Source organism: Dyadobacter sp. HNCC25DJ186 (assembly GCF_056895235.1).
In genome coordinates this window covers 942,231-959,101 of record NZ_JBXHAS010000001.1, presented here as the reverse complement: position 1 = coordinate 959,101, position 16,871 = coordinate 942,231, and the positions used below count along the sequence as shown (strand labels likewise).

Below are 16,871 nucleotides of genomic sequence, written 5' to 3'. Positions count from 1 at the left end.
AATTTTACAATGAAAAAATATTTTTACGTCGGCATTATTGGCTTAATTCTTTTCGAAATAGCCAAAGTTTATTTCATCATGCCCATGCCGGGAAGTCAGCGGATGAATAGCATTGATCTTGCTTATTTTTTGCATTCCTGGCGCTGGACGTTCAGGATTGTGTTTATGTTACTCATTGTGCTGGGCTCGCCTTCGGTTTTTCAAACAAAGAATAAGTGGCTGCCGACTTTGATGATATTACTGGTGGCCGGAGTGGCCTACGCTGCTAATTTTGAAATGGCGGCTGATACCATGTTTTATCAACCGAAAACGCTATTGCTTAAAAATGCGGGAAGTAACAAGGTTGACAAAGACAGATTGGTTATCGGCGTCGAAGAAAATGGAGAGGCAAAAGCATATCCAATTCAGTATATCGGTTACCATCACCAGGTTCAGGATCAATTGAATGGGAGACCTATTATTGTTACCTATTGCACCGTTTGCAGGACCGGTAGGGTTTTTGAACCTGTTGTAAATAATCAGCCGGATGTTTTCAGATTGGTCGGAATGGATCATTTTAACGCCATGTTTGAAGACGGAAAAACGCACAGCTGGTGGCGGCAGGCAAATGGCGAAGCGATTGCGGGACCATCAAAAGGGCAAACATTGCCGGAAATCAACAGCACACAAACTTCTTTGGGCGAATGGCTGAAACTGCATCCAAACAGCCAGATCATGCAGCCGGATCCGGAATTTCAGATGAAGTATGATTCCATGAGCAAGTATGAAAGCGGGAAAGGTAAATCCACATTGACGAAAACAGATTCTCTTTCCTGGAAAGAAAAATCCTGGGTGGTTGGAATTCAGATCGGGAAAGAAAGTAAAGCTTTTGACTGGAATCGTTTAAAAAAAGAAAGAGTGATCAATAGCGAAGTTGGCAATACACCGGTTGCTTTGGTTCTGGCTTCGGATGATAAGAGCTTTTTTGCTTTTATCAGGTCTTCTAAACAAGAGAATTTTATTGTTAAAAATGACACGATTATCGGCCGGGAAAACCGATATAACCTGCTTGGTAAAAATATTTCATCTGAATCTTCAAACAATTTAAAACCGGTAAACGCCTACCAGGAATTCTGGCATAGCTGGCAGACATTTCACCCTAAAACTGAGAAGTATTAAAACACAAAGGTTATTAGCCATGACTATTTAATTCGGTCGCTCATTTTGGAGCGGCCGAAATTTTTTAATTTCTTATTTTGACATTCAATAAAATGGCACATATCCAAATTCCGGAAGAGGAACAACTACCTGGCATTCGCGGTCTGATGGCTTTCAGGCCGGAGACTGCAAAACCCTTAAATGACCTTGCTGAGGTTTTGTTGAGAAAAACTGATAACGACTTATCCAGAGGTGATCGTGAATTGATAGCCACCTACGTATCTTATTTGAACGATTGTTTATTTTGTCAAAGTGTACACGGAGCAGCAGCACAATGTTACCTGAAAGATGACGGCACTTTGATAAGTCAGGTTAAAAATAATTTTGCTGAATCAAAGGTTTCTGAGAAAATGAAAAGTCTGTTATCCATTGCGACAAGCGTTCAAAAAGGTGGGAAGTTTGTCACTGCTGAACAAATTGAAATCGCGAAAAATAACGGAGCAACAGATTCGGAAATACACGACACAGTTTTGATCGCTGCGGCATTTTGTATGTTCAACCGTTACGTGGATGGTTTAGGAACGTGGGCATCGACCGATCAGGAAAGTTATATTCCAAGAGGAAAGAGGATTGTTGAAGAAGGATATGCGGGTTATGATCCGATGAAGAGTTTGGTGAAATAAGGACAATGCCGGAGAAACTTAATAAAGCAGGATTTTACGTATCTTTCGCTGTTAAGAAAATAATGTAAGAAACTTCCGAATGAATAATTTTATCAGTCAACTCGAAATTAAAAACTTCAAATCAATCAAAAATCTTGAACTTGATTGTAAACGGGTTAATGTTTTTATTGGTAAACCGAACGTTGGGAAGTCGAATATTTTGGAAGTTATGGGACTTCTTAATCCTAAAAATTTAAGTACGGAAAATTCAGAAGGCGTCAATATTAGATTCGAGAATTTTAATGAACTTCATTACGACAATGAAGAAAAAAATAATGTGCAGGCAAGTATTCAAATGACTTCTCAATCTGAATACAAAATGGATCTTTTCCTGCTGAAAAAAGATTATTCTGAAATAAAAAAGGGAATTTATTTAACTTATCAAGACCTTACCGACCCGAAATCCAAGTCAAGTAATCAATTAGACTTTCCAAGTGAAAGAGATATAATTAAATCCTTTTGGCACTACAAACTGTCAGATATAGGAATGGAATATCAACCAAATGGGTATCCAAAGACTTTATTTTCGGAAAAGCAGTTGAATGATATTTTCTCAATTAAAAAATATGAATTTAGAAATACGGTCGACAGAATATCAGAGAGTTCGGATGAAAATTTTCTTTTGCCCCTCGGTCAAAATCTTTTCAATGTCGTCACCAATATTGATTCACTAAAACAAAAGATCGTCGAGCTATTTAAAAATGATTACGGCTTACAATTTGTTTTTTCAAAAGTTGATAAAAAGTTTTTTGTTCAAAAACTGATAGATGGGTATGTTTATCAATATCCTTATTCCTCAGTTGCGGACACTTTCCAACGGTTCATATTTTACCTCGCAGCAATAGAATCCAATACTGATTCTGTGCTCATTTTTGAAGAACCGGAAGTTCATTCCTTCCCGCCTTATGTCAAAGAATTGGCGGAGAGAATTGTTTCAAAAGAAGATAACCAGTTTTTTATAAGCACGCATAGTCCCTACATGCTTCAAACGCTGGTAGAGGAACTCGATGACACTGAATTAAATGTGGTATTGACTTACTACAAGGATTATCAAACACACATAAAAGTATTGTCTGCTGCTGAACTTAGGGAAGTTCAGGATTACAGCATTGATATTTTCTTTAATCTGAACAAATTCGAACCGGATGCCTGATCTTCGATTAATTCCTGAATGTCATGCGGATACTACCCTGATTCGTTTTTTTACTAATAATGATCCCAGAATTATTCATGCATCCGGTTATCCGGAAGTCGGAACTACGATGCGTCATGCGCCCATAAATTCAACGATAATTGGTTTTGTTGATGACGATAAACGAGTCCCACCCTTTTTTGATGATTTCGAAATAATTGATTCTTTTGATAAGGTGGTTTTCAAGAAAAAACTTGCAAATCATCGATACCTTATTGTTATTCAAAAGGCGATAGAATCGTTTTTAATCTGGAATGCAGAACAAGTTGGAATTGATTTGGCAGATTTTGGGTTTTCTAATGACATTAAGTTGTTGGGTAATCGCCTGAAAAGCTTACAGATTGAAAGTGATGAAGACTTTCAAAGATTACTGAGTGCACTGGATATTAATAATGCGCCAGGCTTTGTCAGAATCAAAGCTCTTTTGCACCAACTTATGGGCTAGAACTATAAATTACTGAATGAAAATCCTTATTACCGGAGCCACAGGTTTAGTTGGAAGTACTGTTGCAAGGCAACTTCTGGCAGAAAATCATACTGTTTTTGCACTTGTTCGTTCAGGTTCCGACAGAAGTCTTCTCAATGATATTGAAAAAAAAATCCAATGGATTGAAGGTGATATATTGGATATCAAGTCATTAGAGGAATCCATGGAGCAGGTTGAGTATGTAGTTCATACCGCCGCCGTTGTTTCCTTTATTCCCAAAGACCGGAAAATGATGTACAAAGTCAACATGGAAGGCACTGCCAATGTCGTCAATGTTTGTTTGAAATATGACATCAAAAAACTTTGTCATGTTAGCAGTATCGCCGCCATCGGACGGCCTGATTCGCGGAAAATTATTGATGGTCAGGACCTGATCATTGACGAAGATCAGCGTTGGGAAGATTCTCCTGAAAATTCTGAATATGCAAAATCCAAATATCTGGCTGAGCTGGAAGTCTGGCGTGGTATGGAAGAAGGATTAAATGCGGTGATTGTAAACCCGACATTGATCCTTGGCGAAGGCGACTGGGCGAAAAGCAGTACCCAGATTTTTAGATACGTTTACCAGGAAAAGCCATTTTACACCGAAGGTATCGCCAATTATGTGGATGTTCAGGATGTGGCGAAGGCGGTAGTTCAGCTGCTTGCTTCGGATATTTCCGGAGAAAGATTTTTGTTGAATGCAGGGAGCATTTCCTACCAATCTTTGTTTAACAGTATTGCGGATGCAATGGGCAAAAAGCGGCCATCTTTTAAAGTCGGTCCGGGACTGGCGGGGGTGATCTGGCGTGTGGAGGCTGTGCGTACCTGGCTGATGGGTACGAAGCCGCTGATCACGAAAGAGACCGCCCAATCGAGTGCCAGAAGATTCCGTTATAACAACGAAAAAATAAAAAAAGCAATCGGGTTTGAGTTTCAGCCTATTGAAAAAACGATCGCTCGGGTGAGTGAAAGTTTGATCGGCAAGATTTGAATAGACCGGATTTATTTTTAACTTTCTTTTATTATAGTTAGTGGTAAATTTACCCTCAACTCTAACCTACTGATTCGTATGATGGAGAAAAACTTCGGGGAAAGAAAAGATTACATGAAAGAAACATTGCTCAGGTTTGAAAGAATGTTGAAAACCAATGAGTCAGCGTTTTTCGATTTGGATACATACGAGAAAGTAACGGAGTATTATTTGGAAAAAGGGGATTGGGATAAGGCTTATCAGGCCTGCGAGTTAGGTTTAGCAGATTTTCCATATTCACTTGATTTATTGCTTAACAAAGTACAGCTTCACGCCAATCGCGGCGAGCATGATCTGGCGATGGAAATATTGGAGCGCGCTTCTCTTTTTCATCCTGGCGACGTTGAAATTTCCTTTATGCAGGTGGGTATTGCCAACATGATGGGAGAATATGAAGAAGCGATCACAATTCTGGAAGGACTTTTGAACAGGGTGGAGGACAGGGATGAAATTTATTTTCAGATCGGGCAGACCTACCAGAATTGGGGGAAATATGATGAGGCGATTTTGAATTACAAACTTTCATTACGCAACAACCTGAATAACGAGAGTGCATTATATGAACTTGCACATTGCCTGGATTTGATTGGTGAGCTGGAAAGTCATCTTGCCTATTACCATGAATTAGTGGATCGTGATCCGTTTTCACAACATGCCTGGTATAACCTCGGAATAGCATTCAGTAAACTTGAACGCTTCGAAGATGCCGTAAATGCTTATGAATATGCAACGCTGGTAAAGGACGATTTTGCGTCTGCTTTTTTCCAGCTCGGTAATTCTTACATGAGCCTTGAACAATATGAGCAGGCGAAAATACAATATCTCAGGGCTATTGAACTGGAAGGCAAGCAAACAGAAACCTGCTGCTGTCTGGGGACTTGTTATGAGAAATTAGGTGAGTTTGAAACAGCGATAAAACATTACCGTGAGGCTGTAAAAATAGATAGTCAGTGGGACGACGGCTGGTATGGTCTGGGGATATGTTTTAGTGAACTCGGACGTTGGTATGAGGCAGTTGGTTTTTTAAGAAAAGCAATTCAGATCACAGAGTTAAATCCTGATTATTGGTTGGCTCTGGCCGAAACTGAATTCCGGGTAGGAAACGTCATTTCAGCATTCGAAGCCTTTGAAAAAGCTGCGGAAATTGAGCCTTCCAATCCTGATATCTGGCTAAAATGGTCGTTTGTCCTTTTTGAGCAGGGAAATTATGCACGTGCCTGCGACCTGTTACAAGCCGCAATTGACGAAATGCCCGAAGAAGCGGATCTTTATTACCGGATGGCAGTTTATCAGATTCATTCCGGCGATTACCGCGAAGCACTGGTTAATCTGGAAGTGGCGCTCACCCTTGATTATGATGCCCATTTACAGCTTTTTGACTTTTTTCCTGAATTGGAAAAACAAAAAGCGTTGTTCAGAATTATCGAACAGTACCGCGAAAAGTAACATTGGATTATAAAATATTGACAGTTTCCTGGATCTGCTATCGCAGCACTTCAAGAAACTGTTCTGTTTTAATATCAACTGCACATTTGAAATGGCCCTGCGGACAAGCCTTATGACCATGAAGTCCACAGGGACGACAGGTTAATTTTTCCAGAACCTCAACAATATGAGAATTATCAGACAACGGCCCGAAGCCAAATTCCGGCACTGTTGAGCAATAAACTGCCGTTACGGAAGCATTGACCGCAGAACTGATATGCATAGGCGCAGAATCATTCACAAAATTCATGACCGAAGATTTCATCAAAGCAGCAGATTGGAGGAAAGATAGTTTTCCACATAAGTTCTGAACGTTTTCTTTGGAAGAAATCTGATCCTGAATAGTCCGTGCCAGTTCGTTATCACCGGGTCCGCCGAGGAGAAAAATCTGGTATCGATCTACAAGTTGATCGATAAGCTTAATCCAACCTTCCGCAGGATATTGTTTCGTAAACCAAACAGAAGCCGGCGCAATACAAATATAAGGTTTTGACTGATAGTATTTTACGAAGTTGTAATCATCCGCAGCAGGGTATAATTTTGGTTTAAGAATTTCGCCCGAAATCTCATTTTTTACAAGTTCGAAATTACGGGTTGTTTCATGGATACCATTTTCAATTTTGTGCGGAAATTTATTTGTAAAAAGGAAAGAAAATGGATTTTTATCAAAACCAGTGGTCTTTGGAGCTTTTGAAAATGCCGTCAGCATTCCGGTACCGCCAAACCTTTGTAAATTGATAACCCAGTCATATTCTGATTTTCTGATTTGTTTTAATAACTGTAAAAGGCTTTTTAACTTACCTTCTTTCTTTTTCCAAATCAGGACCTCGTTCAAAAAAGGATGATTTTCAAATAGGCCTTCATTTCCTTTTCGAACCAGAAAATCAATTTTTGCATCCGGCAAACCCTGATGCAGGTTTTCCAGTAATGAGGTCGCAAGAATTACATCGCCGATAAAAGCAGTTTGGATAACGAGTATGCGCCTGGGAATCATGTGATTGGACTCAAAAATTATATTTTCAAATTAAAGTTAATAAGTAATTGATTTTCAATAAATTATTAACTTTTCAATAACGCACTTTTTGACCATCGGCCTAAAAAAAACGTCTTTCAAACAAAAGTCTGTAATTTTGCAGACATCACCGAAAATTATTGACAGGTATTTTGTGTTCATAAGGAATGAAGAGAAATAATATGCGTAAACATGTGAATGCCGAAGCTCCCTCATTAGCGCTGACAGAAGAATATAAATTGCACACCTTAGCCAACGGAATTCGCATTGCACATAAACAAGTTCCTTACACGCAGATTGCGCACGTAGGAATTATGCTTGATATCGGAAGCCGAGATGAACAGCCTCACCAACAGGGACTGGCTCATTTTTGGGAACATATGGCTTTTAAAGGAACTGAAAAACGCAGTTCATATCATATCATCAACCGTCTTGAAAATGTTGGCGGTGAACTTAATGCGTACACTACCAAAGAAAAAATCTGTTTCCACGCGTCCGTTCTGGACGATCATTTTGACAAAGCACTTGACTTATTAGCTGATATTGCCTTCCATTCAGTTTTTCCTGACAAGCAGATTGAGCGGGAACGGAACGTGATTATTGAAGAGATGTCGATGTATAACGACTCGCCGGAAGATGCGATTCAGGATGATTTTGATCAACTTGTTTTCGCAAATCATGCACTGGGAAATAATATTCTGGGAACCCCCGAGACAGTTAATTCTTTTGGGCGTGAGGAGCTTTTTCAATTTATTAATGAAAACCTTGATACAGAACAAATTGTTGTTTCTTCGGTAAGCCGTTTGCCTTTTTCAAAGGTCGTGCGTGTTGCCGAGAAGTATCTTGGAAATATTCCTCATAAAAAAACGACAAGAACCCGTCAGGCGCCTGGTCTTTATACTCCTATTATTCAGGAAAAGGAACGTTCCATTACGCAGGCACAATGTGCGATGGGGCAACCGGCTTATGCGCTTGGAGACGATAAACGTTTGCCATTTTTTATGCTGGTAAATCTGCTGGGTGGTCCTGGCATGAACTCTCGGTTTAATTTATCACTGCGTGAAAAATATGGTTTCGTTTATTCCATCGAAGCCAATTATACGCCATATCTGGATACCGGATTTTTAGGCATATTCTTCGGGACAGAACAGAAACAACTGGCCAGAAGTATTTCTTTGATCAATAAAGAATTAAAAAGAATCCGGGAAATTCCTTTGTCGACATCACAGCTGCATCAGACAAAAGTTCAGCTGATGGGCCAGTTGGCAATGTCGGAAGAGAGTAATATGAGTTTTATGCTGATGATGGCAAAAAGCTTGCTTGATACAGGACGAGTGGATTCATTGCCTGAGATTTTCACAGAAATCCAGGAAATTACGTCAGAACAATTGCAATCAATCGCCCAGGAAATGTTTAACCCTGAGCATTTTAGCTATCTGACTTTTATTCCTGAGTAAGTTAGATTTTTGAAATAATATTATGGACAGTCATTTGCTTCGGTAAATGACTGTTTTTTTGTTTTTTAAATTACGTTTTCAGGCGACTCCGAAGGAGTCTCGTGCCAGATTTGTCCGTCCCGGTGCTATAAACAGGATGCTCTAAATGGAACAGTATCGCAGGGTAGATGGTAATTGTCACCTGGAATAGAATTATTTATGATGACTGTTATTGGGGAATAACCACAGTTTGGTCTTGTTTTATAGATATTTCCGGGAATTTCAGATCCTGTTGGCTTGGTAAGAAGCCTCCTGCGAAATTTTATTTAAGATTTGGGTGACTCGTATGGAGTCCCATATCAGATTCACCCAGGCAATTACATAACACCCGTGGTCATTTTTACTGAAAACCAGAGCGTGGTTCCCTGTTTATAGTAAATGGTAGAGAAGCATATTTCCTGGCTCCATAGGAGCCGCCTATGCATGACCTACAATTTCTGAGTTAGAACAAGAATAGCCTGAAATAATAAAATTGACGTATTATTTATATACACAAATATCCGATCCCGACAAATGATATTGTTAAATAAGTATTGCTTGTTAATATTACCCGCTTTACTTTTTACTGGCTGGATTTCTCTTGCTCAGATTCCCAACAATTCAACGAAAGAGGCAGACGAATTTCCATCCGAAATCGTGAATTTTCAACCGTTTAAAAATAATCCTGTATTCAAAGGCACTGCCGACTCGACAACCTGGGATGAGCAGATTCGGGAAAGAGGATTTATTATAAAAGAAGAAAACACTTACTACATGTGGTATACCGGATATACCAGGAAAACGGGAAAGCATATAAAATATCTTGGTCTGGCGACTTCTCCGGACGGGCTTGAATGGACACGTTATCCTGAAAATCCTATCTACAAAACAAATTGGGTTGAAGATGTTTTCGTCTGGAAATCAGATCATTTGTATTATATGTTCGCTGAAAGTAAGGATGATATCGCGCGCTTACTGATTTCCAAAGACAGAATTCACTGGGAAGATAGAGGCGCTTTAGATATTCGTCTGAAGAATGGAAGTCCGATTTTGAAAGGACCTTATGGAACACCAACCGTTTGGAAGGAAGGCGATACCTGGTATTTATTTTACGAAAGAAACGATGCCGATGTTTGGCTCGCTGCATCAAAAGATTTAAAAATCTGGACGAACGTGCAGGACGAGCCAGTTCTGAACTCCGGGCCGGAAGCCTATGATCAATTTGCGGTTGCCTTCAATCAGATTATAAAATACAAAGGACTTTATTATGCCTATTATCATGCCTCTGCTTTTAAAGACTGGCGGGAATGGACAACCAATGTGGCTGTTTCAAAAGACTTAGTGCATTGGAAAAAATATGCAGCTAATCCTATTTTGAGGGATAATAAGTCGAGCGGCATTCTGGTAAATGATGAAAAAAACTTCCGGATGTATACCATGCATCCGGAAGTTAATGTTTATTTTCCGAAGTAATTGACCAAATTATTTGGCTCTGAGTATTGCTTGTACCTGATCAAAATCTTTGGTAAGGAATATTTTGTATAAGTCTTCAATTTCAGCCCAGTCGGCGAATTGCGCCTTTATATTTTCATCCTCGTCTTCATTGAAAATGCCTGTGACAGTAAGGTCTTTCTTTGCTTCCAGAATGACCTCGGCATCGCCAACAAATATGCCAACCCAGAACAGGCCTTGTTCTTCATCCATTTCGATGGTTTCGGAGATCGCCCAGCTAACATCTTCCATGTCCACGTCGTCTACGGAGTCACCCCATCCGGTCTGCAAATATGTTTGTGGTATTGTCATTAACCAATTATTTTAAAGTAGAAAAAAGAAAGCTGTGAGATAATTTGATCATTTCAAAGCACTAATTATTTAAACACTTTCCTCAGCCCGGTAATAAAGCGTGGAGCCGTTTTCCGGCCGAAGAATTTTTTTGGCAGCCTCGTGCAAATCCTCCGATTTCATATTTCGGATAATTTCGGCATCGTCATTTGCCCAGTCAACATTTCCGGCGTTGGCCGCAAAAGCTAGGTTCATCGCACGATTTAAAAGCTCAACCTCTGAAAATGCCAGGGTTGCTTCCGTTTGATTTTTAACCTTGGTTACTTCTTCGTCTGTGGCGCCAGTCGCAACAATTTTACTCAACAGATCTTTTACTGCTTCGTCAGCCTCTTCCAAAGTAACACCCGGATTAAGATTTCCCCTAATCAAAAGAAGCCCGGGATCCAGCGAAGATGTGGTGCTCGCACTGATACTGTTAAAAAGCGGTTTGTCTTTCAGCAAAGCCTGATAAAGTCGCGATGATTTCCCTCTTCCCAAAATATCGCTTAACAAATCCGAGGCATAAAACTGATCCTCATAACGGCCAGGCATATGAAAAACCTTGATCAAAGCGTTTAGAGGCACTGCTGCGGAAGTTTCCAGATGACGGGCTTCAGTCTGTTTCGGTTCTTTTGGAATATTACGAACGTAAGGTGCCCCGGCAGGAATTCCTGCAAACCACTTTTTCGCTAGTTGTTTGATCTGTTCCAGTTTTACAGCACCGGCCACCACCATAACTGCGTTATTGGGTCTGTAAAAACGGAAGAAAAAATCCTGAACATCTTCCATCGTGGCGCGTTCAATATGTTCGATGTCTTTTCCGATCGTCGCCCAGCGGTATGGATGTTCCTGATAGGCTAATGGCCTCAATTTTAGCCACATATCGCCATAAGGCTGGTTAAGATAACGCTGTTTAAATTCTTCGATGACCACCTTGCGCTGGACTTCCAGCACATTCGGATCGAACGACAAACTCATCATTCTGTCAGATTCGAGCCAGAAAGCAGTCTCAACATTGTCGGCGGGAAGTGTGATATAATAATTCGTAATATCAGGTGATGTAAACGCATTATTTTCGCCGCCAACGGTCTGAACCGGAATGTCATAATTAGGAATATTTTTTGAGCCGCCGAACATTAAATGTTCAAATAAATGCGCAAAACCGGTGCGCTCTTCATGCTCATCCCGCGATCCGACATTATATAAAATATTGACCGCAGCCATCGGCGTTGAAAAATCTTCATGAACATATATTTTCAGGCCGTTGTCTAACGTAAAGTGCTCGTAGCGAATCATAAGTAAGTCAGTAATTAGTAGTTGAGGTTGTCTCCTCAAAATAAACAAAAACAGGAGAAACCTGTACGCAGGTTTTGTGGTTATAAACAAAGCTAATGCTCAGGTGGGATTCCACCAAACCATTTATCCTGTTATCAATGATTGTCATGAAATTTACGTTGCGTTTTATTCTATTAACCATTTTCTTTTTTGTTGCTTCAAAACCCGCAGATGCCCAACTATTAAATGACGCTGCATCGCTTAAATTAATTCAAAAAGGGCTCGACCATATTTACAACTACGAGTATGCAGAAGCAAATGTCATTTTAAATCAGGTTGAAAAAAAATACCCGAATCACCCTGTCTCTTATATCCTCGACTCGTTTGTGATGTACTGGCAATATCTGCCAATTAAGGATAATCCAACCAAGTCAAAGGAATATATTGCCAAGCTGAATCAGTGTCTGGATGCTATAACGAAGAAATATGGAAAGAACAGTACCGATCCGGAAGCTGTTTTTTATACCATTGTTGCCCGAGGTTATATTGCGATGATGTACAACTACAACGGAGAACTGATGAGCGCGGCAGGAGAAGCAAAAAAAGCTTACAACGCGCTGACCACGGGTTTGAAATTGACTGAAAGAAATCCTGAGTTTTATTTCACTTCGGGGATGTATAATTATTATGTTGAATTGTATCCCGAAGACCACGCGATGGTGAAACCGCTGATGATTTTTTTCAAAAACGGGAATAAAGCGCTGGGATTAAAACAGATTGATATTGCGACGCGTCATGGTGTGATTACCAGAGCCGAAGCCTGTTTTTATCTGTCACATATTTATATGGAACATGAAACGAACTTCCCAAAAGCGCTGACATATTCTCAAAAACTGGTTGAATGGTATCCCAAGAATCAGATTTTTAACATGCTCAACACCGAGGCGTTGCTGCTGACAGGAAAGTACGATCAGGCGGAAAAAGGAATGAATATGCTGAAAGCGAATACGAGAGGATTTTATCCGGTTGCCTACAATACTTTTCAGGGAATTATTTATGAAAAAAGTGTCAAAAATGACAGTGCAGCGCAAAGAGCTTATCTGACTGCGCTAAAGACGCCACATGATGATCAGTATACCCGTGAGTATTATGCGATGTCCTATTCAGGTTTGGCTCGTATTGCTAACCGCGCAGGAAACAAAGCGAAAGCACGAGAATATTATAAAAAAGCTTTGGATAAAGCGGAATACAAGTCGATTGTGAAAGAAGCAAAAGCGTTTAAATAATGATTAATTGTTAATGGTTAATTATTAATGAAGAGGGCTTGCAAGATCTTCCTTGCAAGCCCACTTTTGTCATATATCAAAAACTATTAACATAACAGATCACTTCGGGAACAACGACTTATCCAATCCAGGAATGATGGTTAAGGCGTTTTTGTAATAGAGCTTTTTTAATACTTCGTCAGAAAGTCCCATACCGTACATGCGCCAAAAAGCGTGGTATTTTTTGTGATATGGAAAATATTCATCTTCTGTTTCCAGCACCCTGAAATAAGTACTGTATTCAGACGGAACCCAGCTGTCTTTTCCGAAAAGGACCTTGTCTTGCCATTTGTCAAAAAACTTTTTTGCTGCTCTCGGCTGGCGTCCCAATTCTGCAATAACCGCACCAATTTCAACATACATATTGGGCAGGGCGGTCATCAGACTGTCTAGTTTTTTAAGGTTGTTCGGGTACCAGCCCATGTGCGCATTTATAAAAATGGTCTTCGGATTATTCTTGAAAATGTAATGCTGCTCTGCGATCAGTGAGTCAAAAGGAACGGGATCATTCATTCCACGGCGTCGGCCCGGGTGCGTTTTTAATTCTAACCAACGCTCGTTGTAACGGTCCATCGGGTCCCAAAAGGAGGGAACGTCCGCGGTATGGATCAATACCGGAATTTTTAATTCACCGCATTTTTTCCAGATCGGATCAAGTCTTGAATCATTCACCGCAACCCGGTTTCCCTTATCATCTTTAATGCTGCTGAAACCCAGATTTTTATAGATTTTCAGTCCTTTGGCACCCATTTTAAAATCGGCTTCCAGCTGTTTAACTGCTTTTTCCGTCCAGTCCTTATCGCCAAATCCTTTGAATTGAAGGTTTGTAAAAAGGGCAATACGCCTTGGTTCGTTTTTGGCAATGTTTTCGAGTGACCCTTTCAACGTTGCTGTTCCTTCACTCCATTCCTGCGACCAGCCTCTTCCGCTCAGATTTATCATGATGCCCATATTCAAGCTATCCATTTGCGAAACCAGCGCTTTCAGATCCTGCGTCGGCATTTGATATTGGTGGTTATGCACATCAATAAAGGGAAACTTCGCCCGTGTGACCTTATGTTCCTCAACTTTCAAAGTCGAGACCGGATCATATTCTTCAAAACCTAGTGGCTGAGGAATTTCCTGCGCAAAGGTGTTTAGGGAAAACAGGGTGAAAACAGTGAGAATCGATAAAGAAAACAGGAGTAAGGGTCTGATGATTTTCATAGTAAGCGGTTTCAGGGGGATTTTACCTTTATTAGAAAAATGTATTGGCGCGACGGTTGATTTGGATTACAACCTGTGCTTAGGGATTACTTTCAGAACGATAAATTAAAGCAACACAGTGCGCAGCAATTCCTTCTTCTCTCCCTACAAAACCAATATGCTCGGAAGTGGTTGCTTTTATTGAGAGATCATCCTCAGAAATCTGCATAACGCCCGCCAGGCAGGATTTCATTTCAGGAATATGGGGATTTAATTTTGGTCGTTGCAGGACAATCGTGACGTCAACGTTGCCAACTTCAAACCCTTTCTCACGCACCATTTCCAGCACTTTTGTTAACAAAACTTTGCTGTCAACACCTTTCCACTGTGGATCCGTGTCCGAAAAATGATAGCCAATGTTCCTCATATTGGCTGCCCCAAGTAAGGCATCACAAAGCACGTGGCAAACGATATCTGCGTCAGAATGGCCTTTTGCTCCATGGGTATGTGGAACCAAAATACCGCCCAGCCAAAATGGGCGATCCTCAACGAGTTGGTGAACATCATAACCTTGTCCGATACGAAAGGGAAACATGTAAAATGGGATTAATAAATAGTAAGCGCAATTTGGTGATTGAAATTGTGAAAGACAACAGTGAGAATGAAAACGGACAAATAACCTATATGCCTTATATATTGCTACTACTAAATTTTGAAAAGTATTGACAACAAAAATCCCTGCATCCGGATAGTCTGAATGCAGGGATTTTTTGTAGAAAAAATTATCGTTGCGGTAATGAAATTTCGGTTCTCAGTTTTTCTATTTCTTTTTCCAGACTGGCAGATTTAAAATAGTAATACAAACCTGCGATCAAGAATATTTTCGACAATACAAATATGGCAATAAATGCCGGGCGCCACCATTTGTGTACTTTTATGTAAGTATCATTTACCTCGACGTTTAAATATTCCTCCTTTTTTTGTTCTGTTTTTGGAATATCGTAATACGTATGTTTTCCGGCTTTTTCAATATCACTTTTTCCGGCACGAAGCTGTATGGTTTCCCTCACAACCGGCGGTGGCGGAACTGCATTTTGAATAAAATATCTATGGGCATTTTTCTCGAATTCCACTACGTAGTCAGCAAATTCTGAGCTGGCCAGGATCTGCTGATTAATTGCATGCTGTTCTTCCTCTGTGGCAAATCCTAAGAGGTAAGACTCCAAAACACCACTTTCTATAAATTCCTGCGTATTCAAAGTTTATATAAATTAAGCGTGAGGAAAGGATTTGAAAAATTCATGAAAAGCTTTTAGCACCTCTGTCTTTGAGATGTTTAACTTTTCAGCAACTTCTTCCGGAGAAAATCCCTGACGAAAAGCAAGGTCAAAAATTAACTCAGGAGTTACTTTCTGCTCTTTCAGACTTCCATCCGCATTAAAGGAGCCAATCGTCATTAATTTTCTCTTTGCCTCTATCGCTTTTGACCGGGCCAATTTGATGACACAGGCAGCGAATGTAAATGGATAACTATTGCACGACTGTAAAAGGGGGGAGGAAAAAACATTGACCAAAACTTCCTGAGCCAAATTTGGCTGAGGGATAATTTGCAAGATAATTCCGTATGCCATAGCACCATATTTGTCATAAACTTCCAGCGACGTCATCGGCCCTGATTGTTTGGCAACAGACTGGTGCCCGGAGTTGTCATTTAAACGTTCGAGTTCGTTCATATAACGCTGATTTTTTGCGGATAGGGATAGGGGTAAGGTGTTAATCTGAAAATTAAAATAAAGAAGATCAATCCTTTATTTGGATGAATAACGTTACAATTATTGCAGAAATAATTATCAAATATTACAAATATACCAATGCTAAATTAAAAAGTATCTCTGATAAATCACTATTGATTATATCATTTTTCAAATTAAAATTGTGATATGGGCCCAGTTTTGATTTAAACAGCGAATTTTTTTTACAAGTATTTCTACGAATAATTTTTTGAGGAAGTCAATTACTTTGTATTTCAGATCAGGAATTAACTGGTATTGCGCTTTTTAATTTGTTGATCATTAACTTTATGGCATGAAAAAAGAAATTGCAGTCATCTTTGATATGGACGGTGTCATCGTTCATACCAATCCATACCATTCCCTGGCTTTTCGTGAATTTTTTTCAAGCAGGAATCTCGCTCCGACGGACGAGGAGTTTGCCCAGCACATGTTTGGAAAAAGCAACAGTTATATCCTGAGCCATTTTCTCCAAAGAAAAATTGAAGGGATTGAGCTAAGTTTGTTGGAAGATGAAAAGGAAAGTTTGTTCCGGAAAATTTACGAACCGCATATTGACCCAATAAAAGGTATTGTCCAGTTTATAGATGAGCTCTATGCAAATAGTGTAAAACTTGGTGTCGCGACCTCTGCACCTTTAGCCAACCTCGACTTGATTTTAAGTAAAGTGCCACTGCGCGATAAAATGGGTTCCATTATGGCAAGTGAACATGTAACAAAACACAAGCCTGATCCGGAAGTGTATCTTACTTCTGCAAAAAATCTGGCTATATCTCCTGATCAATGTGTGGTTTTTGAAGATTCTTTTTCAGGAATTTCTGCCGGTTTAAATGCAGGAATGAAGGTAGTGGGTGTACTCACCTCACATACCAAAGATGAATTGCCTCCATGCAGTTTTTATATCAAGGATTATTCTGAACTTTCGTTTGAGAAAATTGCCGAGTTGTTTTAAG

At 39.9% G+C, this 16,871-nt stretch carries 17 protein-coding genes; 10 read left to right on the top strand and 7 right to left on the bottom strand.

Going from position 1 to position 16,871, the window contains the following annotated elements; all coding sequences use genetic code 11:
* Positions 1 to 9: 9 nt before the first annotated feature.
* The 6 genes from AC1XUO_RS04110 (at position 10) to AC1XUO_RS04085 (ending at position 5,996) form a co-directional block, all read left to right on the top strand.
* A complete protein-coding gene (locus AC1XUO_RS04110) occupies positions 10 to 1,158 on the top strand; it encodes a DUF3179 domain-containing (seleno)protein (RefSeq protein ID WP_483328482.1) in 1,149 nt (382 codons plus the stop codon).
* A gap of 92 nt (positions 1,159 to 1,250) precedes the next feature.
* On the top strand, positions 1,251 to 1,820 hold the full coding sequence (locus AC1XUO_RS04105) for a carboxymuconolactone decarboxylase family protein (protein ID WP_483328481.1): 570 nt from the start codon (positions 1,251 to 1,253) through the stop codon (positions 1,818 to 1,820).
* Positions 1,821 to 1,899: 79 nt separating this feature from the next.
* Entirely contained in the window at positions 1,900 to 3,012 is a 1,113-nt protein-coding gene (locus AC1XUO_RS04100) for an AAA family ATPase (protein ID WP_483328480.1), read from the top strand.
* Positions 3,005 to 3,496: a hypothetical protein gene (locus tag AC1XUO_RS04095; RefSeq protein WP_483328479.1), complete on the top strand. Its 492-nt coding sequence runs from the start codon at positions 3,005 to 3,007 to the stop codon at positions 3,494 to 3,496. Before AC1XUO_RS04100 ends, AC1XUO_RS04095 begins: the two co-directional genes overlap by 8 nt.
* Before the next feature lie 16 nt (positions 3,497 to 3,512).
* Positions 3,513 to 4,511: an NAD-dependent epimerase/dehydratase family protein gene (locus AC1XUO_RS04090; RefSeq protein WP_483328478.1), complete on the top strand. Its 999-nt coding sequence runs from the start codon at positions 3,513 to 3,515 to the stop codon at positions 4,509 to 4,511.
* Positions 4,512 to 4,589: 78 nt separating this feature from the next.
* Positions 4,590 to 5,996, top strand: a complete 1,407-nt coding sequence (locus AC1XUO_RS04085) for a tetratricopeptide repeat protein (RefSeq protein WP_483328477.1) — start codon at positions 4,590 to 4,592, stop codon at positions 5,994 to 5,996.
* A 37-nt stretch (positions 5,997 to 6,033) separates the two neighbouring features.
* Here the strand turns inward: AC1XUO_RS04085 and AC1XUO_RS04080 are convergent, their stop codons facing one another.
* Positions 6,034 to 7,029 carry a glycosyltransferase family 9 protein gene (locus AC1XUO_RS04080; RefSeq protein ID WP_483328476.1) on the bottom strand — a complete coding sequence of 332 codons (996 nt, stop codon included), beginning with the start codon at positions 7,027 to 7,029 and terminating at the stop codon, positions 6,034 to 6,036.
* Positions 7,030 to 7,214: 185 nt separating this feature from the next.
* Between AC1XUO_RS04080 and AC1XUO_RS04075 the strand changes: the two genes are divergently transcribed.
* Both AC1XUO_RS04075 and AC1XUO_RS04070 read left to right on the top strand, forming a co-directional pair.
* Positions 7,215 to 8,504, top strand: coding sequence for a M16 family metallopeptidase (locus AC1XUO_RS04075; RefSeq protein ID WP_483328475.1), 1,290 nt, complete (start codon positions 7,215 to 7,217; stop codon positions 8,502 to 8,504).
* A 576-nt stretch (positions 8,505 to 9,080) separates the two neighbouring features.
* Positions 9,081 to 9,995 (top strand): glycoside hydrolase family protein, encoded by a 915-nt coding sequence (locus AC1XUO_RS04070; protein ID WP_483328474.1) that lies wholly within the window; start codon positions 9,081 to 9,083, stop codon positions 9,993 to 9,995.
* A 9-nt stretch (positions 9,996 to 10,004) separates the two neighbouring features.
* Here the strand turns inward: AC1XUO_RS04070 and AC1XUO_RS04065 are convergent, their stop codons facing one another.
* Both AC1XUO_RS04065 and AC1XUO_RS04060 read right to left on the bottom strand, forming a co-directional pair.
* Positions 10,005 to 10,325: a hypothetical protein gene (locus AC1XUO_RS04065; protein WP_483328473.1), complete on the bottom strand. Its 321-nt coding sequence runs from the start codon at positions 10,323 to 10,325 to the stop codon at positions 10,005 to 10,007.
* 69 nt (positions 10,326 to 10,394) lie between these two features.
* Complete coding sequence (locus tag AC1XUO_RS04060) at positions 10,395 to 11,639, bottom strand: M16 family metallopeptidase (RefSeq protein WP_483328472.1); 1,245 nt, start codon at positions 11,637 to 11,639, stop codon at positions 10,395 to 10,397.
* A gap of 146 nt (positions 11,640 to 11,785) precedes the next feature.
* Between AC1XUO_RS04060 and AC1XUO_RS04055 the strand changes: the two genes are divergently transcribed.
* Complete coding sequence (locus tag AC1XUO_RS04055; protein WP_483328471.1) at positions 11,786 to 12,904, top strand: tetratricopeptide repeat protein; 1,119 nt, start codon at positions 11,786 to 11,788, stop codon at positions 12,902 to 12,904.
* 99 nt (positions 12,905 to 13,003) lie between these two features.
* Here the strand turns inward: AC1XUO_RS04055 and AC1XUO_RS04050 are convergent, their stop codons facing one another.
* From AC1XUO_RS04050 to AC1XUO_RS04035, 4 genes are all read right to left on the bottom strand, one after another.
* Positions 13,004 to 14,149 (bottom strand): amidohydrolase family protein, encoded by a 1,146-nt coding sequence (locus tag AC1XUO_RS04050; RefSeq protein ID WP_483328470.1) that lies wholly within the window; start codon positions 14,147 to 14,149, stop codon positions 13,004 to 13,006.
* A gap of 79 nt (positions 14,150 to 14,228) precedes the next feature.
* On the bottom strand, positions 14,229 to 14,723 hold the full coding sequence (ispF, locus tag AC1XUO_RS04045) for a 2-C-methyl-D-erythritol 2,4-cyclodiphosphate synthase (RefSeq protein ID WP_483328469.1): 495 nt from the start codon (positions 14,721 to 14,723) through the stop codon (positions 14,229 to 14,231).
* A 187-nt stretch (positions 14,724 to 14,910) separates the two neighbouring features.
* Positions 14,911 to 15,387, bottom strand: coding sequence for a hypothetical protein (locus AC1XUO_RS04040; RefSeq protein ID WP_483328468.1), 477 nt, complete (start codon positions 15,385 to 15,387; stop codon positions 14,911 to 14,913).
* Between the two features lie 12 nt (positions 15,388 to 15,399).
* Positions 15,400 to 15,861: a hypothetical protein gene (locus AC1XUO_RS04035; protein WP_483328467.1), complete on the bottom strand. Its 462-nt coding sequence runs from the start codon at positions 15,859 to 15,861 to the stop codon at positions 15,400 to 15,402.
* A gap of 352 nt (positions 15,862 to 16,213) precedes the next feature.
* Between AC1XUO_RS04035 and AC1XUO_RS04030 the strand changes: the two genes are divergently transcribed.
* Positions 16,214 to 16,870: an HAD family hydrolase gene (locus AC1XUO_RS04030; RefSeq protein ID WP_483328466.1), complete on the top strand. Its 657-nt coding sequence runs from the start codon at positions 16,214 to 16,216 to the stop codon at positions 16,868 to 16,870.
* Position 16,871 lies beyond the last annotated feature (1 nt).